Raw genomic sequence first — 21,254 nt, 5'->3', positions numbered from 1 at the left:
GACGCAGATGATCCCGACCCGACAGCGCCCCCGTGGGCCTCTCATGATAGCAACCTGTGGCTTGCTGGTGCTTGCCGCCTGTGACGAGCCGCTGGATTTTGACCTGCGCGGTCTTGGAGGCGGTTTCACAACGGCTGATGCAGTACAGAACGCGACGGCGGACAGACCTGAACCGGATGATCGCGGCGTCATCTCTTATCCAAACTACCAGGTCGCGGTCGCCAGACGCGGAGATACGCTGCAGGATGTGGCAACGCGCGTCGGTTTGCCGGCTTCGGAGTTGGCCAAGTTCAACGGCGTGGAACCAGACGTGCCTTTGCGCAACGGCGAGATCATCGCCCTGCCCCGCCGTGTGGCAGAACCTTCGCTTGCAACCGGCGCGATCCAGCCCTCTTCGGTGGATGTCACGACACTGGCGGGTAACGCCATCGACAACGCCGCGCCGACGCCTGTAGCCACTGCCCCGACAACCACGCCGCTGCCACAAACGGGACAAGAGCCCATCCGCCACCGGGTGGAACGCGGCGAGACGGCCTTTACAATCGCGCGTCTCTACCAGGTGCCTGCAAAATCGCTGGCGGAATGGAACGGCCTCGGCGCAGACTTCGCGGTGCGCGAAGGTCAATATCTGCTGATACCTGTCGCACGCACCAATGCGCCAAACCCAACCGCAGCAGCACCGGCCACTACGGCCACGACATCGCCGGGAGCGGGTTCACCGACCCCATTGCCCCCCAGTTCTGCAAAACCGCTGCCAGAGGACGATACCGCAAACCCACCTGCGGCAACCCCGGACCCAGCCAAACCCATTGCGGATGTTGGCCAGACCAGCGCCCCTGCCCAGTCCGGAGAAATGTCCCTGCCCGTTCAGGGGACGATCATTCGAGACTATGCAAAGGGTCGGAACGAAGGCATCGACATCCAGGCAGCACCAGGCACCGCTGTCAGTGCAGCAGCTGGGGGCACTGTCGCTGCAATTACGGAAAGCGCCGAAGGTGTGCCCATCATCGTTGTGCGGCACCCAGACAACCTGTTGACCGTCTATGCCAACGTCACGGACGTGACTGTTGCCAAGGGCGACACGGTATCGCGCGGACAATCCATCGCGAAGCTGCGCGACACCAGCGACACGGCATATGTCCACTTCGAAGTGCGTGACGGGTTCGACAGTGTGAACCCCAACCCGTTTTTCGAATAAGGCAGGCATTGGGCAAATGTGGCCGATTGCCACCCACACGGGTGGATACGCCGCAATTGCCGCAAACATTCCCCGAATTCTCCGTAAACGACGACGTATGGCCCTAACTCCGCCCGGTTGAGAGATCAGAAACAATCCAACGAAACTGTTTGGATTGGTTCAGGCCGATGCCTGTTTTTTACGGATACAGCTTTGCTCTGAGGGGCATTCAGACGACCGTTAACGGCGCGGCGAATAACTATGCTTTCGCCCCGTCCGGCACGTGGCAATACACGGGCGATACAACGTATTTCGTCGTTAATGAAAACGACGGTGCTACGAACTTCAACGGTGACGGGGCAAACAACGAAACCGTTCAGGTGCAGGAGCGTTTCGGCGAAATTGGCCAGCAAACCGTCTTCATCGACGGGACCGAACGGCAGATCATCTGGGACTACACCTTTACAGTCACAGACGGCACGACGACATGGCAGGTTGCCGTCATTGATGTCGATCTCAACAACGACAACGACCTGAACGATGGTGCCGACGCCTCAGCGACCGACGAGGATGGATACTACCTTGTCTTTCCGGACGGCATGCCACCACCCAACACCGATCTGACAATCGGCGGAATTACCGACAACGGAGAACTGGTGCCCCACACCAGCTTGGGCGGCACAATCGTCTGCTTCGCGTCAGGCATGATGATCGAAACACCTGATGGCGCGCGCGCAATCGAGACTCTGAACAAAGGTGACCTGGTCACAACTGGCACGTCAGGCCCACAACCCATTCTCTGGGTGGGTCAAACGACCGTTTTGGCCACCGACGATCTGGCCCCTATCGTCATCTCTGCTGGCACCCTTGGAAACGACCGTGACCTTGTCGTGTCGCCGCAGCACGCGATCATGCTGACGGATTGGCGGGCCGAGTTGCTGTTTGGACAGGACGAGGTTCTGGTGCGCGCCAAGGATCTGTTGTGCATGGATGGAGTCTATCGCAAGGCCGGAGGGCGCGTGACCTATCATCACATCCTGCTGTCTGCCCACAACGTGGTGGAGTCGCACGGAATCTGGAGCGAAACCCTCTACCCCGGTTCAATTACAATGGGCGCAGTGGGAGACCATGCCCGCCTTGAAATCGAACGGTTGTTCCCCGATCTCGCCAGCTATGGCCCGATGTGCGCACCTTGCCTCAAAGGGTTCGAGGCGCATCTGCTGGCGGCCTAGATCGCCACGCCCTGTCGCCCGGCAAGATCACAGAAGTACTGCCATGCCACGCGCCCCGATCTGGAACCCCGCGTGGCCTGCCATTCAATGGCCTCGGCCCAAAGCGTATCATCATCGATCTTGACCCCGTAGGCGGCACAATACCCACGGATCATTGCCAGATACTGGTCCTGATCGCATGCGTGGAAGCCCAACCAAAGGCCAAACCGGTCGGACAGGCTCACCTTTTCCTCCACCGCCTCGGACGGATTGATGGCATTGCCGCGCTCATTCTCGATCATGTCGCGGGGCATCAGATGGCGGCGGTTCGACGTGGCATAAAGGATCACATTGTCGGGCCGCCCTTCGATACCACCATCGAGCACAGCCTTGAGAGATTTGTAGTGCTGATCATCGTGGCTAAAGCTCAGATCATCGCAGAACAGAATGAAACGTGCATCCGGCGCCTGCCGCAAGACATTCAGCAGGCGCCCAACGGACGGCAGGTCTTCGCGATGCAGTTCGACGATCTTGAGCTGCCGAAAATCGACTTCAAGTGCGCCATGTATCGCTTTGACAAGGCTGGATTTACCCATGCCGCGCGCACCCCACAACAGCGCGTTGTTCGCCGGCAATCCCTGGGCAAATTGCCGAGTATTGGCTAGCAAAGTGTCGCGTGATCGCTCGACACCCAGCAACAAATCCAATGGTACCCGCGACACATGCGCAACGGGCTCCAGCCGATCTGGGCCCGTCTGCCAAACGAAGGCCGCTGCCGCATCAAAATCGGGAGTATCCAGCGGCGCAGGAGACATCCGCTCAAGCGCCGCCGCGATGCGGTCCATGGGGTCGTCGATCACTTCAGGTCTTCCTCGGGCAGATCACCAAGGTCGTCCTCATCGTCGAAAAACCCCTCTTCACGCAGTTTCGCGTCACGTTTCTTCTCTACGCCGCGGACCAGCCAGATCGACACCTCATACAGCCCATAAACGACAGTGAAGAGGATCAGCTGTGTGATAACGTCGGGCGGCGTGACAACAGCCGCAAGCACCAGAATGCCGACCATCGCGTATTTGCGCACGTTGCCAAGGCCTTCGGAGCTCACCAAACCGGCCTTGCCCATCAGGGTGAGCAGCACGGGGAGCTGAAAGCACAACCCAAATGCCATGATGAACTTCAACGTGATATCGAGGCTTTCATTGACCTTGCCAAAGAAGGTGATTGTCGGGCCTTCGGTCGCTGCCTCCGGAGTGATGACGGCGCCATCAGGCAATGTTTCAGGATTGCCGAAGACGATGGCCAGAACAGATGACACATCTGCAAAGCCGAGGAAGAACGCCATCGCCAGCGGCGTCACAACGAACTGAGCAAAGCTTGCGCCAAGAAGGAACATAACCGGTGAAGCAACCAAGAAGGGCAGAAACGCATTCTTTTCTTGCCGGTACAGCCCCGGCGCAACAAAACGCCACATCTGGAACCCAATCACGGGGAAAGCCAGCGCAAACCCAAAAACCATCGAGATGCGGAACAAGGTGAACAGGTATTCCTGCGGTGACGTGTATTGCAGCGTCGGTGATGGATCGCCCAGCTCGCGCAGCGTGTCCACGATGGGTGCCATCAGGAAATTCAGCACGTGCACCGCGATGAATTCGCCCTGGATGGGGATAAAGAACACCGTAATCGCAATGATAAACGCGATCACCGACCGGATCAGCCGCGTGCGCAGCTCGGCCAAATGCTCGATTAATGGCGCGGTGCTGTCATCAAGGTCTTCGGTCTGGCTCATCTAGCTCTCTTTCGGCGCCTGTGCTTCAAGCTCTTCGGCTTTCTTCAGCGCATCCGCGGCCTCTTGGGCCTTGCGCTCGGCTTGCGCACGGGCTGTTGCGGCCTGGATCTTGCGTGCATTTTCCGCCCGCTCGGCTTTCTCAGCAGCCAGCTTTCCGGTCTCGCTTTCAGGATCAAGATCGGTCAGCGAAGACGTCATATCGCGTGTTGCGTCCTTGACCCCATCCATGGCGCTTTTGACAGGGTTGGTGGCGGTCTTGATCGTGCGCTGTATATCCCGGACGCCAGCCTCATCCGCTGCCTGGTTCATGGCCGTTGAAAACTCGCGCGCCATGCCTCGCGCCTTGCCGACGAAGCGGCCGACATTGCGAAACACCATCGGCAGGTCCTTGGGGCCAATGACAATCAGCGCCACGATCCCGATGATCAGCAGCTCGGCCAGGCCAAGGTCAAACATGGATCAGACCTTGTCTTTTTCGGACTCGGGCGTGATGTCCTTGGCCTCTTCGGCCTGGGCCGCTTCCAGCTCTTCCTTGCCTTCGTTGATGCCCTTCTTGAAGCTGGTGATGCCTTTGCCGACTTCACCCATCAGGCTTGAAATCTTGCCGCGGCCAAACAGCACCAGCACCACAACAGCGATCAGCAGCAGGCCCGGAAGTCCGATGTTTCCAATTCCCATGGTGTCTCTCCCATCTCTGGCGACGGAATGCCGCCTGTCGGGGCCTGTTTTACGGTTTTGCCGCAGTTGCGAAAAGGCTGATGGCTGATTTGGCGGTCATGAAGCCGCTAAATCCGAAAGAAAATTACTGTGGCTTGCACTCAACTGACAGGTTAATGTCAGTTGTCCATCCCTAAACCCAGCGCATCACCGCTCGAACACAGGAGAAACCGATGCGCGCACTGACAACCACCCTCTTTGCAGCCACCATTGCCCACGCAGCCGCCGGCGAAGGCGCAGGCAGCACGCACCCCGTTGCTGAAATCGTGACGTTCCGGCTGGTCGACGGCACTGATCCGGCCTCTTTCATTGCCGCTGCTGACGGCATGGGTCCCTTTCTGCGCAGCACAGGCGCCATGATCACCCGCACCCTGTCATCGGATGACAGCGGCCTCTGGACCGATCACATCACGTGGGTCTCTCTGGACGCGGCAAAGTCCGCCGCCAAAGAGATGTTCGCACGCCCCGAGGCACAGCCCGTCATGTCGATGATCGACCATGACAGTATCGACCTGCGCCACGCTCCTATCCAGTTGCAACAGGAGTAACATGCGCCGCACCGACCGCCTCTTTGACATCATCCAGATCCTGCGCGACGGCAAGTTGCACAAAGCGCAGGAAATCGCGGATGTCTGCGAGGTGTCGGTGCGCACCATCTACCGCGACATGGACACGCTGGTGGCTTCCGGCGTGCCCGTGCAGGGTGAGCGCGGCGTGGGCTATATGATCACCGAGGCGATCAGCTTGCCGCCTCTCACCCTCACCACCGAAGAACTGGAGGCGCTGAACCTCGGCATGGCGATTGTCGCCGAAGCGGCGGATGACACGCTCAAATCCGCCGCGCGCACGCTTTCGGACAAGATAGATGCCGTGCTGCCCGAACGCATGGTGGCCGAGGCGGACAAGTGGAAATTCGCAGTCTACCCTTTTGCTGATGCCGTCCGTGGTTTTGCCCAGATGCCCACATTGCGCGCCGCCATTCGGGCCAAGCAAAAGCTGCAACTCACCTATCACTCCAAGGGGGACAGGATCACGACCCGCATCATCCGCCCGCTGCATATGGAATATTGGGGGCGGGTCTGGACGCTGACATCATGGTGTGAATTACGCAATGATTTCAGAGTGTTTCGCGTCGACTTGATCCAATCGGCCGAGGCCCTGCCAGAGATGTTCGTGGACGAGCCGGGCAAGCGGCTCGGCGACTACGACCCGAACCTATGACACATGGTGCCAGATTTTTCGCAGAAAAATCTCAGCCCCGGACCGGCAGGAACACTTCAATAGCAGCCACTGCCATTAGTGCAACATCACCGGCTACCGGAACTTCCAACCCACCCTTTTCCGCAATGACCTCAACGGCGCCGTAAGGCAAAAGACCTGCAATCGCATCCACGTCCACAGCGTCCGGACGCGGCACAGCCACGTGCACCACAACACGCATCGTCTCGCGGTCGACACCCAACGTGCCAAAGATCGGCAAGGATGCCCCTTGCAGCGCCTGCTCCACCGCGCGCTTTGCTGCCTTCGTGTCATCACGACCATGCAGGTCCACGCCCTGCGCCATCTCGATAATCAACCGTTGCTCAGGCATGTGGCACCTCCACCGAAACGATCAACGCGGCCTGCGCCATCACCGTCGGGTTTCCCTCACCCTCGGGCCGCGCAACATCCAGGCCACCGTGTTCAACGACAAACGAGGTCTCACCATAAGGAAACACCTCAGCCAGCACAGCCGTTTCCACCAGCTCCGGCTTGGCGCACCCAATATGCACCTTGATCCGCATATCCTCTTTGCCAACGCCCACATATTCGGCCAGGTTGATCGAGTTGCGCCACAAGGCCGCGCGCACGGCCCGCGCCGCCGCCTCGGTATAGCTCCCCCGGCGCAAGGACGTGCCCAGGCCGAACTCCACAATCATCGGTCCGCTCATTCCGCAGCCTCCGCGCTTGGAAATACATAGCATTTGTCGCGCCGCACCCGCAGCCACATCACGGTGTCGGGCTGCGGCAAGAACACACCCGGCACAGTGCTCTTGATCACGGCCACACCGTCATCCAGACGAAACTCCACAAGGCTCTCATTGCCCATGAACCGCGACCGCACCACATGGGCCCGCGCCGCTGTCCCCTCGGCTGCAGTCGGACCAGGCCCAACACCCGCACGGTCAAAGTCGATCTTCACGTGCTGGGGACGAAACACGATATCCACTTGCGTGCCATCCGCCACACCGGGCGCAAGAAAGTGACCAAAGGGAGTGATCGCCAACGCCCCTTCAACAACGGACCGCAACCTGTTGGCATCACTGAAGAAAGCAACAGATGCACGATCCACCGGGCGGGTATAGACGTTGTAGGGCGCGCCCTGCTGAACGATCTGCCCGTCCCGCATAAGCGCAATCTCGTCCGCCATGCGCATGGCTTCTTCCGGCTCATGCGTGACCAGCAGAACACCGGTATCTTCTTCTTTAAGGATCGCGAGCGTCTCATCCCGAATACCGTCCCGCAGACGATTGTCGAGGCCCGAGAACGGCTCGTCCATCAGCATGATCCGTGGACGCGGCGCCAAGGCGCGGGCCAATGCGATACGCTGCTGCTCACCCCCCGACAACTGGTGCGGATACATGTCGATGAAGCGTGACATACGCACCCGCTCCAGCATCTCGACCACACGCGCGCGCTTTTCATCACGACTTCCCGAGAGGCCATAGGCAATATTCCCCTCAACACTCAGATGCGGAAACAGAGCAAAGTCCTGAAACATGAGGCCAATCTCGCGCCGCTCAGGCGGCACACGAAACCGCGTGTCACAGATCAGCTTGCCGTCGACATAGATCTCGCCCGAGTCCTGCATCTCGACCCCTGCGATCATGCGCAAGGTTGTGGACTTGCCACAGCCGGACGGCCCCAGCAGGCAAGTCACCTGCCCGGGCTGGATCGACAGGCTCACCCCATCTACCACGCGCCGGCCCCCAAAGCTGCGCACGAGATTGCGAATTTCCAGCCGAGGTGCAGTCACGGCGTCCCCATACCCGATCAAAACAGTCGGGACGTATCAGGCCCGGCGCGCCCCCGCAAGCACTGCCGCAAATCCAGCCACCAGAACAAAGACGCAGATCACCAGCAACTGCTCGTACTTGTGCCCGTCCGGCAAGACAGAAACAAAGACAGGCCAAGCGCGCCCAAAGTACGCCAGCGCCCCCAGCATCGCGGCGACGAACGCCACAAGGTAGGACCATGTCGGCACGCGCAGCCCCATCACGAGGCCGACAATCAACACCGGTGTCAGAAACATCGACGCCGTGCCGCTGACAGCCACGGCATCAAACAAAGTCGCATTGCCCCAAAGGGTCAGTGCAGCCCCCAGAGCCATGAACACGACCATCACCGCACGCCCACCCATCAGCGTGCGCGGCGCCAGCGCCAATTCCTCAACCACCAACCGAGCCGACGAGGATAAGGCTGAATCCAGCGTCGACAGGGCCGACACAAGCAGTGACAGCATCAAAAGGGCAAAGACCCACATCGGGAACATGCTCCCCCATGTGCCAATCAACTCCCCCTCATACTCCGCCCCCACAAGGCTTGCCTGGATACCAAAGAACCCAAACCCAATGATGCAAAAGGTCGAGAGCCAGAACGCATGCAGGAAAGACCGGCGGGTGGTCTCTTCATCCGCAATGAAACCGCGATCCATCATCACCGGATCATGGGCCGGATAGGAAAAAACCTGCAGCGCCGCAACAACCAGCAACACCCAACCATTCCAAGCGCCTGCCGTGCCCGGGGCAGTCAGAACCGCCCCCAACGAGAAACCGGGACTCAGCAAAAGGTAGAGGAAGGCAATACCAAACACACCAAGGAAAACAGACATCTGGGCGACATCGGTGCGCAAGGCGGCACTCAACCCACCCCAGGCGGAATAGGCCAAGCCAACAACAGCGACGATCAGGATGGCCCACGCGCCACTGCCTTCAATGACAGCACCGGCAATCAAACCAACCACCAGCAGATTGGCAAACACCTCGGACAACAGACGCAGCGCAATGACCAGGTTGTAGGCCGCAGTGCCGCGCGCACCGAACCGGTCGTGCAACCAATCCTGAACAGACATAGACCCCTGCGCTCTCAATCGCGCCACGATGAAGCCACCAGTCAGGAAGCTGCCGTAGTATGCGGCGTAGGCCAAAGTACCTGCAATCCCATAGAAATAGCCAAGAATGGCGGCATTCATCAGGCTCCGGGCAAAAATCCAGGTCGTGACCTGACTCAACACCAGCACCCACAAACCGGGGGCCTGCCCCGCCACCTGACCCGAATAAAAGCCATCGACCGACACGCGACGCGGTGCCGCCAGCACACTCGCCCCGATCAGAACGACGAACAGGGCAATCAGGGCAACAGGAGTCATTTATGGACCTTTCGGTAAGGGTTTACCGGCAGGTAACAGGCGCGCTCAGCCCCATCCAGCCCGCCTGACAGCTTTGTGAACCAATTGGTTCCCTGCGGATCCGGACGTTTGTGTCGAAGGCACCGATTCTCAGATCACTTGAAGATTCAAGCCAAGCAAGCAAACGCGCAACGAACACCATCCGGTCAGAGTACGGACCTACTGGTCACGCACACCGCGCTGGTACGAACAGAATTGCTCGTATTGAAGGGTCACTGATGTGCCCGAGATAGTAAGCACGCCAAGGTTCGGGGCCTCCTGACCGGGGCTGAAGGACTCCCAATCCCAGTCAGGCCGCGGCGCCGGAGCTTGATACAGAACGGACCGCATCGTCGCGAATGGCACCCCGCGCACAGTTCCGGTGATGGGGCGATGAACATGACCAATAAACATGTACTTCACGCACTCATACTTCGAAACGAGGTCAAGAAACGCCGCGCCCTCTTCCATTTTCCCGGTGTCTTGCATTGGCAATCCCAAAGAATGCGGCGGGTGATGCATAAACAGATAAACTGGCACGCCCTCCGCCTTCTCAAGCACATCGGTCAGCCACGCACGGCGCTCGCGACAGAACTCTCCGCCATCCGATCCCTCTTTCTGCGTATCCAGACAAACGATCAGCCCTTCGGGCGTCGAAACATGGTACTGGACAAAGCGGGACATACAAGTGTCAGGCAGAGGCAAAAACTGCCGGAGCAAAGCGCGATTATCGTGGTTCCCCACCATGGGCAGAAACGGTATCGAAAGTCTGTCCAGCTGGGTATGCAGCGCGGTGTAGTCATCCTCAGCACCCCGATTGACCATGTCACCGGAAATGACGCAGAACCGCGCATCGGTATGGTGCGCATTGATATGATCAATGGCGGCCCGAAGCCGGACACGGGGGTCATGGCCAAGCACGTCACCTTCATGCGTGAAATGTGGGTCAGACAGCCATATTACATTCACCGGTTCTTACTCCTTGAAAACGCCTCGACCGAACCGATCACGGGCGCTGCGCACAAAAACACGAGACATCCATACCTGACGCAAAAGCGTTTTCACATGTCATCCGCCTGACCGTCCATGGACGACCGGGTTGGTGGGTGGGCGAATTTGCGCAGCAAAGAGTGCACACACCAACCCTAAACGATGTCGAATGACGCCTCCGCCCGATCCACCCCGTTCACTTGAACTACCAACCCATGTGCACCGGGATGCAGTTCAAAGGTCGTCGCATTGGCCTTCAGTTTGTGTACCTTTTTCAGCACCAGCGGCTTGCCGGGTTTCACCTCGGCCACCTTCAGCTTGAACACTTTTTCACCGGTTTTACCCCCCGGCCGCGCAAACCGGATGCGATAATCGACCAGGACAGGGGTTGCCTCAGGCCCCTGCAATGTGACGGTGAATTCCAGCCCGTCACCCAACGGCACCTTTGGCGAGGCCACATCAACGGACACCGACAGGTCCGCATCACCGCGATAGCCCAGCATCTCCATCGCGCCCGGATGCCCGTCCTTGACCAACGTCCGCAGGGCATGGCGGCGCATCCACGCCCTCTCTTTGGCATCCTGCGTGGCTTGCGCCTCCCAGACGGCCAACCGCTCCAACACGGCGTCAGGCGCGGTCTTGGCCACGTCATTGAGATGGTTGGCCACAGATCGGGTGACAAAGCGCGTGGAATCCGCCTGCAAGCGATCCAACAGGGGCAAGGTTTGATCCAGCGTCAGCTCCACCTTCCGTGCCCAGGGCAGTTTGGGCCGCATCCCTTCACTGACCAATCGCCGGACATGGTAGTTGTCGTCACCCGCCCACATCTCGAGGCGGGCCAGTGTTTCATCTGTCCACCGGTTCAGGAAGGCGCGGATGTAAAACTCCATGGAAAAGCGCTGCGTGGCTTCATAAAGCAGGTCCAACGCGCGCTCCCGATGATCCTCCAGCCCATGCCGGACCGCCAACACCCCCGGTACCGCGTGAATGAAGCGACCAAAATCGTCATCGCGCAGCGTGGGGTCAAGCCGGGGCGGCATCGCCGCTTGCAACTGGTCCGCCATCGTTGGGAAATCAGCCGCCAGATGCGGCTCCAGACAATCCGCAAACCAATCCAGACACTCCATCAGTGACCGCTCGGCAATGCCGGACAAGGCAGCCGCATGAAAGGCATCACGGTCGAAGCCGGGAACCCCCGCTACGAACTCGTCCGCCAAGTCACCCAAGGACTCCGTGTTGAACAGTTGGTCTTTCAGCGAAAAAGTCGGCTGCGCCTTGGCCATTGGGTCTATCCTTCAATGCAAAGAGGGTTGCGTGCAAAGTCCCAATAGCCCCAGGACGCTGACAATTTTTGACAGCAGAAGCGACCCTTGCCATTGGTCGCGTCTGCCGATGCAACCGCGCCTTAAATTGTCGCCACAGTCGCCCCGCCATCCAGCAGCAGGTTCTGCCCAACAATAAAGCCCGCGTGCTGTGAACATAGGAACGCGCAAGCCGCGCCAAACTCTTCCCGTGTGCCATAGCGGCCCGCTGGAATGGTGGCTGCGCGTTCAGCCCGCGCCTCTTCCAACGTGATCCCCTTGGCCGCAACCACGCCCCCATCCAGCGCATCCGCCCGGTCCGTAGCGTGAATGCCGGGAAGCAGGTTGTTGATGGTCACGCCCTTGTTCGCCACCTGCCGCGAGGTTCCTGCCACGTAGCCGGTCAGACCCGCACGGGCCGAATTGGACAAACCAAGCACGGGAATGGGAGCTTTCACCGATTGCGACGTGATGTTCACCACACGGCCCCAGCCGCGATCCATCATGCCAGGCACAAGGGCTTTGATCAGAGCAATGGGGGCCAGCATGTTGGCATCCAACGCCTTGATGAAATCATCACGGTCCCAATCATGCCACATGCCGGGAGGCGGGCCGCCGGCGTTATTGACCAGAATGTCGGCATCCCCTGCAGCGGCGATCAATGCACCCTGCCCCTCAGCCGTTGTCACATCTGCGGCAATCGTTTGCACCTCTACGCCGTGGGCCGCGCGAATCGCCTCTGCCGACGCTTCAAGCGCGTCCGAGCCGCGGGCGTTCATCACCAGATGAACACCTGCAGCCGCCAAAGCCTCTGCACATCCCAATCCAAGTCCCTTCGACGACGCGCATACAACCGCCCGTTTTCCCGCAATTCCAAGGTCCATCACCGCTCTCCTGTGCCTATTGTCACACCAACTGGTAACGCTACGTTCACCAATGCGCCAGTAAAACGCCGAGCCGTTGACCGACCCGCGCCACAATTCTATTTTAGCAGTTCCTCCGAGGCCCAAGCAGCACAACAATGACAATGATTGCAGACACCCCCGCGCAAAGCATGTCCGTCTTCCGGGCAGAAAGCTTTGTGGTAAGCGAAGGGGCCAATTTGGGCGATCCTCTGGCCTGCGCCGACGATATGATGCTTGACGACATCTATGCCTTGGCCGCCTCTGCTCAGCCAGAACGGTTGTCGACACATGCCGGGGACCCGTCACACCTGACCGTCGCGGAAGGCAGCGAATGCGGAACACCCGGCGCCGCCATTCACCTCGATTGCGCTCTGACGTTGATGTCGCCGGATGGCAAGATCACGGATGCAATCGTATTGGTCGAAGTGGACACAGTCGGCACGATTGATCAGGTCTACCTGCTGCCACTGGCCCGGCTCGAACCGCGAACGGACTACGCCCTTGTTGGCATTGATCGCGAGGATGCACGCAGCAAGTTTGCGCATCTCACCTGCGCCCGTTTCACGCGCGGCACCCATATAACCATGGCATCTGGCAAACAAATACCGATTGAGGACCTGTCGGTTGGAGACCGTGTGCTGACTCGCAATGACGGCGTTCAGCAGGTGCGATGGGTCGGGCAGTCCACCGTGCGGGCCACGGGTGATTTCGCCCCCATCTGCATCCGTGCCGGTACGTTGAACAATGAACGTGACCTGATCGTGTCACCGGATCACCGGCTGTTTATCTATCAACGCAAAGATCGCCTTGGCGCGGGGCGGTCCGAGCTCCTCATCAAGGCGCGGCACCTCGTCAACAATGACAGCGTGTTCGTGCAGGACGGCGGATTCGTCGACTACTTTGAACTGCTCTTTGACACGCACCAAATCATCTATGCCGAAGGGATCGCCGCAGAATCCATGCTGATCGATACGCGGACCATTCCGGTTGTACCCGAAGAAGTGTCATCGCAACTTGTGTCGCACAGCAACACAAGCCTGTCCGGGCTCGATGTCACCGAGAGCCTCTTGAACCGTCCGGACGCTGCCGAATTGCTTAAACGGGCATCAACGCGCTAAAATCCGCCGACGCTTGACGCATATCAAGGCAAGCGAGGGCCATAATCTCCACATCAGGTTCATGCATCTGAAACGGAGACTTCAATGACCAAGCTGACATCGATCCTTGTTGCCACCGACCTGTCCATTCGATCTGATCGGGCCGTGCGACGGGCCGCGCAAATTGCGCGGGAACATGGCGCAGCATTGACCGTCCTGACGGTGCTGGATGATGCCATGCCGCTTGAGATCATCGACACGCTCCACGCCAAGGCCCGCGCAACTCTGGACCGGTTCGTCGATACGGTCTGCGATGGGGTGAATGTCACAATAAAGGCCGAGCCAGGCGATCCGTGCGCCAACATCATTCGCGCCTGCACGGACGATGTGGACCTGCTGATCATGGGCACGCATCGCCAACGACCGTTTTTGGACGCGGTACGTGAAACGACGATGCAACGCATCGTGCGGCGCATCTCGACTCCTGTTCTTCTGGTGACGGACCGTGTCGATCATGCCTATTCCACGGTTCTGTCTGCCTGCGACTTCTCCCCAGCCTCTAGCGGAGCCATCCGGATGGCGCACACCCTAGCCCCGACCGCGACGATCAACCCGGTCCATGCGCTGCACATCCCCTATTCTGGAATGCTGTCGCAAACCAAGGCCGCTGCCGACGCCATCGAAGCATCGTTCCGACAAGAGGCTGAAAGCGCGGCCAAGGCGTGGATGCGAACTGAGGAGTTGCCAAAAGAGCGGATGGAACAACTCGAAATTCTGGCAGGCGTGCCCTATCCTATTCTCCGTCGCAAGGTAGACACGGGCAACGTGGACCTGATTGCGGTTGGCGCCCATGGACGGGTCGGCGCAGCCCGCAGCATTCTTGGTTCTCTTGCGACCGATCTGATGCGGGAGCCCCTGTGTGATGTGCTGATCGCCAGGCCCTAAAAACCCCACAGCTTGCCCCAATTTCCCGTCTTGCGCGAGGTTGGATGACAGCTATTGTGCCCGCATGTTCAAAATGCATCTCCGCCCTGCCATGGCCTCCGCACTCGTGATTGCTTTAAACCTGTTGGTCTCTGCTGCAATGGCGCAAACGCTCGGGCAAGACGAAATTGAACGCACATTGGCGACAGCAATAGGCAGTTGCACATCCGAACTCACTGACGGAGCGATGCAGCGTCAAGCACTTGTCGCCGCCGGTATTGATCTGATCGACCCGGAACGGCCTTCTGTGACCTGGCAACGGGACACCGGTCAAGGGTCGGAATTTCTGGACAACCCGGCGGCACGCACCATTTATCAACCGGTCGGCACAACCGATTCCTGTGCCGTGTTCCTGTTTCGACCTGACCTCAACTATGCAACATCGCTGAAACTCGCGAAAACACTCCTGCAGCAAAACGGCTGGGACCCCGCAACCCGTTCAAGTTCCAAATACAACAAAGGAACGACGGTGATCGAGCTGCGGGGAAACACGGAGAAAGGGTTGTTTCACAGCATTCGGCTGCGTCGCAAAGACTGATCAGACCGCGTAGAAAAACTCTTCCCGTGCGATCTTTCCATCCGCGACCGTATACAGCGCCACCTCTTTCATGTCGGTGACTTCGCCACTTTCCTTGTGCTTGGCCTTCAGCTCAAAAATCACGGCAAAGCGGTCGTCCGGATGCAGCATCGCGTCGGACACCGACGCATCCAGCACGTCGAACGTGGCCTCCCACCATTCGTGCTTGCCGCGGATTGCTGGGATACCCTGAACCTCGCGCCCCATGCCATTGTCCATGGCCTCGACCGAAACGGCGTCAGCCGCATACAGCATGTCCAGATTTGCGGCCGAGGTGTTGTTGCGGCAGCCTTCGACCAATTTGTCGGCGATTTCATTTAACGTCATGGCGATATCCTCATTGGAATGAATATCCCAACCCTACGCCGCCCCACTGACAGTTTTTGTCACGAAGCCTCAGGTGATCCCCATTTCGGCGCTCAGCTCTTTCATCCGCTTGTTCAGCGCATTCATCTCCAGCGACATCCGTGGCATCGGGTCATCCCCGACAAAAGCCGTGATCTGCCCGCCCATCAATGCGGACCAGTAGATGCGCAACACGTCATTCATTCGTTGGGAGTAATTCGGCCCGAGCTTGCGAAACCACTTCACCATGTCCGCATCCAGTCGAATGGTGACGCGCGTCTTGTGCGGTTTGACGCCATCGAAACTGTCCAGCCCGTTCCATGCCGCCGGGATCGAGTCCTCAATATGCTTGTACCGCATCTCGCCCTGATGACGGTCCAGCGTCACCATCAGGTCCAGTTGGGCTTTGCGTTGGCTCTGGTGCATGGCGTCGGCTCCTGTTTGCTATCTGCGCACAGGGGCAAGACTGTCACCAAAGGGTTAACGCGCCCTGACCCAAGCGTGCGTTGGGGGTGCACAGGGGGTGTACGGATGCTGCACGGGGGATGGCACCCTGCTGCTGGCCTCAGAACATGCCACGCTTGCCCCGGTTTGAGACGCCGGATATACGGCGCCCATGTTGGATAACCGCCCTGAATTGCCCCCCGAAATCGCCCGTCGCCGCACCTTCGCGATCATCTCGCACCCTGACGCGGGCAAGACGACCCTGACCGAAAAGTTCCTGCTGTTCGGCGGAGCCATCCAGATGGCCGGACAGGTCCGGGCCAAGGGCGAAGCACGCCGCACCCGCTCCGACTTCATGGCGATGGAGAAGGACCGCGGCATCTCTGTCTCCGCTTCGGCGATGTCCTTTGATTTCAAAGAGTTCCGGTTCAATCTTGTCGACACACCCGGCCACTCCGACTTCTCCGAAGACACCTATCGCACGCTCACGGCAGTGGACGCGGCCATCATGGTCATCGACGGCGCCAAGGGTGTGGAGAGCCAGACGCAAAAGCTTTTCGAGGTCTGCCGCCTGCGTGACCTGCCGATCCTAACTTTCTGTAACAAGATGGACCGGGAAAGCCGCGACGTCTTTGAGATCATTGACGAAATTCAGGAAAACCTGGCGATCGACGTGACCCCCGCGTCCTGGCCCATCGGCATAGGTCGCGACTTCATCGGCTGCTACGACATCCTGCGCGACCGGCTCGAACTGATGGACCGCGCTGACCGCAACAAAGTTGCCGAAAGCATTGAAATCAACGGCCTGGATGACTCCAAACTGGCCGAACACGTGCCCGAAGCGCAGTTGAACCAGCTTCGCGAAGAGCTGGAAATGGCCCGGGAATTGCTGCCGCCGCTGAACGCCGAAGCAATGCTGCAAGGCACTTTGACCCCCATCTGGTTCGGCTCCGCCATCAACTCGTTTGGTGTCAAAGAATTGATGGAAGGGATTGCGAATTACGGGCCAGAACCCCAGGTTCAGTCTGCCCAACCGCGCCAGATTTCCCCTGAAGAATCAAAGGTCTCCGGCTTTGTCTTCAAAGTGCAAGCCAACATGGATCCCAAGCACCGCGACCGCGTCGCCTTCCTCCGCATGGCGTCCGGCCACTTCAAACGCGGCATGAAACTGACCCACGTACGGTCCAAGAAACCCATGGCGATTTCAAACCCTGTCATGTTCCTCGCCTCCGACCGCGAACTCGCGGAAGAGGCTTGGGCGGGCGACATCATCGGCATACCGAACCACGGCCAACTGCGCATCGGCGACACGTTAACCGAAGGTGAAGCTTTGCGTGTTACAGGTATCCCCAGCTTTGCCCCCGAGCTACTGCAAGGCGTGCGCGCCGGTGATCCTCTCAAAGCGAAGCACCTGGAAAAGGCGCTGATGCAATTTGCCGAGGAAGGGGCGGCCAAAGTATTCAAACCGTCCATTGGATCGGGCTTTATCGTGGGCGTGGTGGGTGCACTGCAATTCGAAGTGCTCGCCAGCCGAATTGAGCTGGAGTACGGCTTGCCCGTGCGCTTCGAACAATCGCAGTTCACGTCTGCTCGTTGGGTGAGCGGCGACAAGCAAGCCGTTGATAAGTTTACGGAAAGCAACAAACAACACATCAGCCATGACCACGATGGCGACATCGTTTACCTGACGCGTTTGCAGTGGGATATTGACCGCGTCGCACGTGACTATCCGGATGTAACACTCAGCGCAACCAAGGAAATGATGGTCTAGGGTCATGGGAGCGGACGACACTCCTATCCACCGTGGTGGGTATGCCGGCCTGATGAAATTCCTCGAGAAACGGCAACGCCCCTTCGAGAACGCGGCTGATCTGGTGCCGCCGGTCGATACTGATCTCAAGGTGCTTTGGGATACAAAGGTCCCGGCGACAACGCTCAGTTTTTCCGATGTTCCGCGGTACGACATTCGGCATAAGCATCTGGGTTTACAGATGGAATTCGAAGGCGCGCCACAAATACTGCTCTTGCACGCGCTTTTGATTGCCATGTCGCGCCGCAACACCCCACCCGCGGGCGCGATGCCCTTGTTCTTTCGTATGTGGCGCGAAGAAGGTCACGCGCTGGCAATGACGCTAAATGTGCGCTGGTTGATTTCGGCAGCCACCACGTTTGCGGATTGTGGTGAGACGGGTGATCAGCGGGCGCTTGGTATGGGGCTGTCTACCCTCTTTGACCTCGTCAAACTGCACGACAGTGAACGCCGTTCAACCGGCAAACCGGGTAACGAGAAATCAAAGTTTGTGCGTCTGAAACGGCGTCCCCCGCTGGGGCTCAGCATGCCCCCTTATTCCATAGAGAACGGGGACGCGGACAAGGTGATGCTCGCACGGTTCTGGCAACTGGCAGAACGGGATGCCACGATCCGCCCTCTCGCCATGCGAATGCTACACATGCTGATGGAAGATAAGGCAACGATCTTTGCGCGGATGCAGGCCTACAAGGACAAGATATGACCTGGGGCCTGTCCGCAACCATTCTGGCGCCCGCGGCGGACATCCTGCGCTTTGCAGCGTATCATATCGAACTGGGGGCCCATCGCCTCTACATCTATCTTGATGACGACAATCAGGCAGCCTTCGCACCGCTCAAGCAGCATCCAAAGGTGCGGGTCCAGATATGCGACGCTACCTATTGGAGTAAACTGTACGGACGACGTCCTGCCAAGCATCAGTTGCGCCAAACGATGAACGCGACACATGCCTATCATCGTCGGGCAGAGGTTGATTGGCTCATTCACATGGACGTCGACGAATTCATCGTCACAGGCAACCACTCCGTCTCAGAGCGTTTGGAGGGGTTGGACAGCAACCACCTCAACGCCCGCATCCGCCCTATGGAACTGCTTGGCGGATCACAAAACGCGTTCAAGGCATTTGTAGCGCCAGGACCCAGTCGTGCAAAAACCGTGCGTGCGCTCTACCCCACCTTTGGAAACTACCTGACTGGCGGGTTCCTCAGCCACGTTGCGGGAAAGGTTTTTGTGCGCACCGGACAGCCAGATATACAAATCCGCATACACAACGCGTTTCAGGACGATCAAATGCTTCCAAACGCAACTGAACTGTCCGAGATGGCGCTTGCGCATTGTCATGCAACATCGTGGGAGGCGTGGCGGACCACTTTTTTGTATCGGCTGGAAAAGGGGTCTTACCGGGCCGAACTCAAGCCTGCCCTGCCTGCCGAACGCGGCGGAAAGACACTGCACCAATTGTTCAAGCACCTGCAATCAACCGAAGGCGAAGACGGGTTGCGTGCGTTCTACGACGAAGTGATCGGCGACGGCCCGAACTTGCGTGCCCGTTTGGAAGCCAAAGGGCTTTTGCGCAAGGTGGATTTGAACCTTGACGCAATGACGGCACGGCATTTCCCGAATGCCGCAGTTTGACGCGAAGCAGCGCCTTTGCTATGGACGCGCAGCATGTCGGGGCACGGTGCCCCCTCTGGGCCACTCGGGCTGACATCATCAGACGCCGCGGGCCAAGTCAGTGTCCGCAACCAACGGACATACATGACAAAATTTTCTGATCTGAACCTGAATCCCAAGGTGCTGAAAGCCATCGATGAAGCTGGCTATGAAACGCCAACACCTATTCAGGCCGGTGCGATTCCGGCAGCCCTTGACGGGCGCGATGTTTTGGGGATTGCCCAGACCGGGACCGGGAAAACTGCCAGCTTCACCTTGCCCCTGATCACCGCATTGGCCCGTGGCCGCGCCCGCGCCCGTATGCCACGCAGCCTTGTGCTGTGCCCGACACGCGAACTGGCGGCGCAGGTGGCCGAAAACTTCGACACCTATGCCAAGCATGTAAAGCTGACCAAGGCGCTGCTGATTGGCGGCGTCAGCTTCAAAGAGCAGGACCTGCTGATCGACAAAGGCGTCGATGTGCTGATCGCCACGCCCGGCCGCCTGCTCGATCACTTCGAGCGCGGCAAGCTGATCCTGAACGACGTGAAGGTCATGGTCGTGGACGAAGCCGACCGTATGCTCGACATGGGGTTCATTCCCGACATCGAACGCATCTTTGGCCTCACGCCCTTCACCCGCCAAACGCTGTTCTTCTCCGCCACCATGGCGCCCGAGATTGAGCGCATCACCAACACCTTTCTGTCGAACCCGGAACGTATCGAAGTGGCCCGTCAGGCCACCGCATCCGAGACGATCGAACAGGGTGTCGTGATGTTCAAAGGGTCACGCAAGGACCGCGAGGCATCCGAAAAGCGCAAGGTGTTGCGTGGCCTGATCGATGTCGAAGGTGAAAAACTGACCAACGCGATCATCTTTTGCAACCGCAAGACGGATGTGGATATCGTCGCCAAGTCTTTGAAAAAATACAAATATGACGCGGCACCGATCCATGGTGATCTGGACCAGTCGCAACGGACACGTACGCTGGACGGGTTCCGCAATGGTGAACTGCGCATCCTTGTGGCCTCCGACGTGGCAGCGCGCGGTCTCGATGTTCCGTCGGTCAGCCATGTGTTCAACTTCGACGTTCCCGGCCACCCCGAGGATTACGTGCACCGTATCGGCCGGACGGGCCGTGCTGGCCGCGAGGGCAAAGCGATCACCATATGTGTGCCCCGCGATGAAAAGCAGTTCGATGCAGTTGAAAAGCTGATCCAGAAAGAAATCCCACGCCTCGACAACCCGGTGAAGTCGTCCAAACCTGCCGCTTCAAAGACATCGGATGCGGAAGAAAAACCAAAGTCGACACGCAGCCGGTCGACACGGTCAAAGTCCGAACCGAAAACCGAAGCACCGGTCGAAGCAACCACCGAAACCAAGGCAGAAACGCCGCGCGAAGACACCTCATCGAAATCGCGCAGCCGCTCATCCTCCAGCCGCAGTCGGTCGTCCCGCGACGATCGCGGTGGCAACAAAGTGGTTGGGTTGGGGGATCACACGCCCAGTTTTATCGGCCTGAGTTTTGAAGAGCGTATGGCAAGCTGATTAGCTTGCCCATTCCGGAGTAAGGTCAATTCCCTCGAACGCGGGATTTCGGCGGAACTGCATTGAACCCGGGGCCAAAATCAGATCACCTTTGCGCGCGCGCTCAACATGTTTTGGGTTCTCAAGGTCTAGTCGGTTCGGCCAACTACACCCTAAGCCTTCACCCAAGGCATAAGGCTTGACCCAGTATTCAAGAACTGTCTTTGGAATGCTGTTCATGCTGGCACCAGCCGCACAGCATCGAATATTTGGAGGGTCACCATAGTGCAGCTTTCGTGAGGAA

Annotated in this window: 24 protein-coding genes; 11 read left to right on the top strand and 13 right to left on the bottom strand. The window is 58.8% G+C overall.

Going from position 1 to position 21,254, the window contains the following annotated elements; translation table 11 throughout:
• Nucleotides 1-7 precede the first annotated feature (7 nt).
• Together IE087_RS13865 and IE087_RS13860 are read left to right on the top strand one after the other, a co-directional pair.
• On the top strand, nt 8-1,198 hold the full coding sequence (locus tag IE087_RS13865; RefSeq protein WP_189369927.1) for a peptidoglycan DD-metalloendopeptidase family protein: 1,191 nt from the start codon (nt 8-10) through the stop codon (nt 1,196-1,198).
• A 167-nt stretch (nt 1,199-1,365) separates the two neighbouring features.
• Nucleotides 1,366-2,409, top strand: a complete 1,044-nt coding sequence (locus tag IE087_RS13860) for a Hint domain-containing protein (RefSeq protein ID WP_189369926.1) — start codon at nt 1,366-1,368, stop codon at nt 2,407-2,409.
• Here IE087_RS13860 and IE087_RS13855 read toward each other — a convergent pair.
• From IE087_RS13855 to IE087_RS13840, 4 genes are read right to left on the bottom strand one after another with little or no spacing between them, the layout of a single operon-like run.
• Entirely contained in the window at nt 2,406-3,248 is an 843-nt protein-coding gene (locus IE087_RS13855; protein ID WP_189369925.1) for an ATP-binding protein, read from the bottom strand. The two genes, IE087_RS13860 and IE087_RS13855, sit on opposite strands and share 4 nt — an antisense overlap.
• Nucleotides 3,245-4,174, bottom strand: a complete 930-nt coding sequence (tatC, locus tag IE087_RS13850; RefSeq protein WP_189369924.1) for a twin-arginine translocase subunit TatC — start codon at nt 4,172-4,174, stop codon at nt 3,245-3,247. The genes IE087_RS13855 and tatC overlap by 4 nt, the downstream gene beginning before the upstream one ends.
• A complete protein-coding gene (gene tatB / locus IE087_RS13845) occupies nt 4,175-4,630 on the bottom strand; it encodes a Sec-independent protein translocase protein TatB (protein WP_189369923.1) in 456 nt (151 codons plus the stop codon).
• A 3-nt stretch (nt 4,631-4,633) separates the two neighbouring features.
• Nucleotides 4,634-4,852 carry a twin-arginine translocase TatA/TatE family subunit gene (locus IE087_RS13840; protein ID WP_189369922.1) on the bottom strand — a complete coding sequence of 73 codons (219 nt, stop codon included), beginning with the start codon at nt 4,850-4,852 and terminating at the stop codon, nt 4,634-4,636.
• Nucleotides 4,853-5,064: 212 nt separating this feature from the next.
• Between IE087_RS13840 and IE087_RS13835 the strand changes: the two genes are divergently transcribed.
• A complete protein-coding gene (locus tag IE087_RS13835) occupies nt 5,065-5,439 on the top strand; it encodes a hypothetical protein (RefSeq protein ID WP_229801385.1) in 375 nt (124 codons plus the stop codon).
• Between the two features lies 1 nt (nt 5,440).
• Entirely contained in the window at nt 5,441-6,112 is a 672-nt protein-coding gene (locus IE087_RS13830) for a helix-turn-helix transcriptional regulator (protein ID WP_189369921.1), read from the top strand.
• 31 nt (nt 6,113-6,143) lie between these two features.
• Here IE087_RS13830 and IE087_RS13825 read toward each other — a convergent pair whose 3' ends face one another.
• The 7 genes from IE087_RS13825 to IE087_RS13795 all read right to left on the bottom strand — a co-directional run bounded on the left by IE087_RS13825 (nt 6,144) and on the right by IE087_RS13795 (nt 12,492).
• Nucleotides 6,144-6,482: a Lin0512 family protein gene (locus IE087_RS13825; protein ID WP_189369920.1), complete on the bottom strand. Its 339-nt coding sequence runs from the start codon at nt 6,480-6,482 to the stop codon at nt 6,144-6,146.
• Entirely contained in the window at nt 6,475-6,822 is a 348-nt protein-coding gene (locus IE087_RS13820) for a Lin0512 family protein (RefSeq protein WP_189369919.1), read from the bottom strand. The genes IE087_RS13825 and IE087_RS13820 overlap by 8 nt, the downstream gene beginning before the upstream one ends.
• A complete protein-coding gene (locus tag IE087_RS13815) occupies nt 6,819-7,907 on the bottom strand; it encodes an ABC transporter ATP-binding protein (protein WP_189369918.1) in 1,089 nt (362 codons plus the stop codon). The genes IE087_RS13820 and IE087_RS13815 overlap by 4 nt, the downstream gene beginning before the upstream one ends.
• Before the next feature lie 36 nt (nt 7,908-7,943).
• The gene (locus IE087_RS13810) at nt 7,944-9,299 is read right to left on the bottom strand and encodes an SLC5/6 family protein (protein WP_189369917.1); all 1,356 of its coding nucleotides are present in this window, start codon (nt 9,297-9,299) and stop codon (nt 7,944-7,946) included.
• Nucleotides 9,300-9,497: 198 nt separating this feature from the next.
• Nucleotides 9,498-10,238, bottom strand: a complete 741-nt coding sequence (locus IE087_RS13805; RefSeq protein WP_229801390.1) for a metallophosphoesterase — start codon at nt 10,236-10,238, stop codon at nt 9,498-9,500.
• 224 nt (nt 10,239-10,462) lie between these two features.
• Nucleotides 10,463-11,590, bottom strand: coding sequence for a YhaZ family DNA alkylation repair protein (locus tag IE087_RS13800; RefSeq protein ID WP_189369915.1), 1,128 nt, complete (start codon nt 11,588-11,590; stop codon nt 10,463-10,465).
• A 122-nt stretch (nt 11,591-11,712) separates the two neighbouring features.
• Nucleotides 11,713-12,492, bottom strand: coding sequence for an SDR family oxidoreductase (locus IE087_RS13795; protein WP_189369914.1), 780 nt, complete (start codon nt 12,490-12,492; stop codon nt 11,713-11,715).
• Nucleotides 12,493-12,629: 137 nt separating this feature from the next.
• Here IE087_RS13795 and IE087_RS13790 point away from each other — a divergent pair, with 137 nt between their 5' ends.
• The 3 genes from IE087_RS13790 (at nt 12,630) to IE087_RS13780 (ending at nt 15,132) form a co-directional block, all read left to right on the top strand.
• Nucleotides 12,630-13,631, top strand: a complete 1,002-nt coding sequence (locus IE087_RS13790; RefSeq protein ID WP_189369913.1) for a Hint domain-containing protein — start codon at nt 12,630-12,632, stop codon at nt 13,629-13,631.
• A gap of 84 nt (nt 13,632-13,715) precedes the next feature.
• Nucleotides 13,716-14,555 (top strand): universal stress protein, encoded by an 840-nt coding sequence (locus IE087_RS13785; RefSeq protein WP_189369912.1) that lies wholly within the window; start codon nt 13,716-13,718, stop codon nt 14,553-14,555.
• Between the two features lie 91 nt (nt 14,556-14,646).
• Nucleotides 14,647-15,132, top strand: a complete 486-nt coding sequence (locus IE087_RS13780; RefSeq protein ID WP_189369911.1) for a hypothetical protein — start codon at nt 14,647-14,649, stop codon at nt 15,130-15,132.
• On the opposite strand, the gene IE087_RS13775 is transcribed toward IE087_RS13780, so the two are convergent.
• Complete coding sequence (locus IE087_RS13775) at nt 15,133-15,498, bottom strand: nuclear transport factor 2 family protein (RefSeq protein WP_189369910.1); 366 nt, start codon at nt 15,496-15,498, stop codon at nt 15,133-15,135.
• A gap of 69 nt (nt 15,499-15,567) precedes the next feature.
• The gene (locus tag IE087_RS13770; protein ID WP_189369909.1) at nt 15,568-15,942 is read right to left on the bottom strand and encodes a BrnA antitoxin family protein; all 375 of its coding nucleotides are present in this window, start codon (nt 15,940-15,942) and stop codon (nt 15,568-15,570) included.
• Between the two features lie 190 nt (nt 15,943-16,132).
• Between IE087_RS13770 and IE087_RS13765 the strand changes: the two genes are divergently transcribed.
• The 4 genes from IE087_RS13765 (at nt 16,133) to IE087_RS13750 (ending at nt 20,971) form a co-directional block, all read left to right on the top strand.
• Nucleotides 16,133-17,731, top strand: coding sequence for a peptide chain release factor 3 (locus IE087_RS13765; protein WP_189369908.1), 1,599 nt, complete (start codon nt 16,133-16,135; stop codon nt 17,729-17,731).
• Between the two features lie 4 nt (nt 17,732-17,735).
• Nucleotides 17,736-18,473 (top strand): hypothetical protein, encoded by a 738-nt coding sequence (locus IE087_RS13760; protein ID WP_189369907.1) that lies wholly within the window; start codon nt 17,736-17,738, stop codon nt 18,471-18,473.
• Nucleotides 18,470-19,405 carry a glycosyltransferase family 2 protein gene (locus tag IE087_RS13755; protein ID WP_189369906.1) on the top strand — a complete coding sequence of 312 codons (936 nt, stop codon included), beginning with the start codon at nt 18,470-18,472 and terminating at the stop codon, nt 19,403-19,405. Before IE087_RS13760 ends, IE087_RS13755 begins: the two co-directional genes overlap by 4 nt.
• A 123-nt stretch (nt 19,406-19,528) precedes the next feature.
• A complete protein-coding gene (locus tag IE087_RS13750) occupies nt 19,529-20,971 on the top strand; it encodes a DEAD/DEAH box helicase (RefSeq protein ID WP_189369905.1) in 1,443 nt (480 codons plus the stop codon).
• The last annotated feature ends 283 nt before the right edge of the window (nt 20,972-21,254 follow it).

Origin of the sequence: Tateyamaria omphalii, assembly GCF_014651375.1 — a bacterium.
Classification (GTDB): Bacteria; Pseudomonadota; Alphaproteobacteria; order Rhodobacterales; family Rhodobacteraceae; genus Tateyamaria; species Tateyamaria omphalii.
Note: the sequence above shows the minus strand (reverse complement) of the source record. Positions and strands in the feature narration are given on the sequence as shown.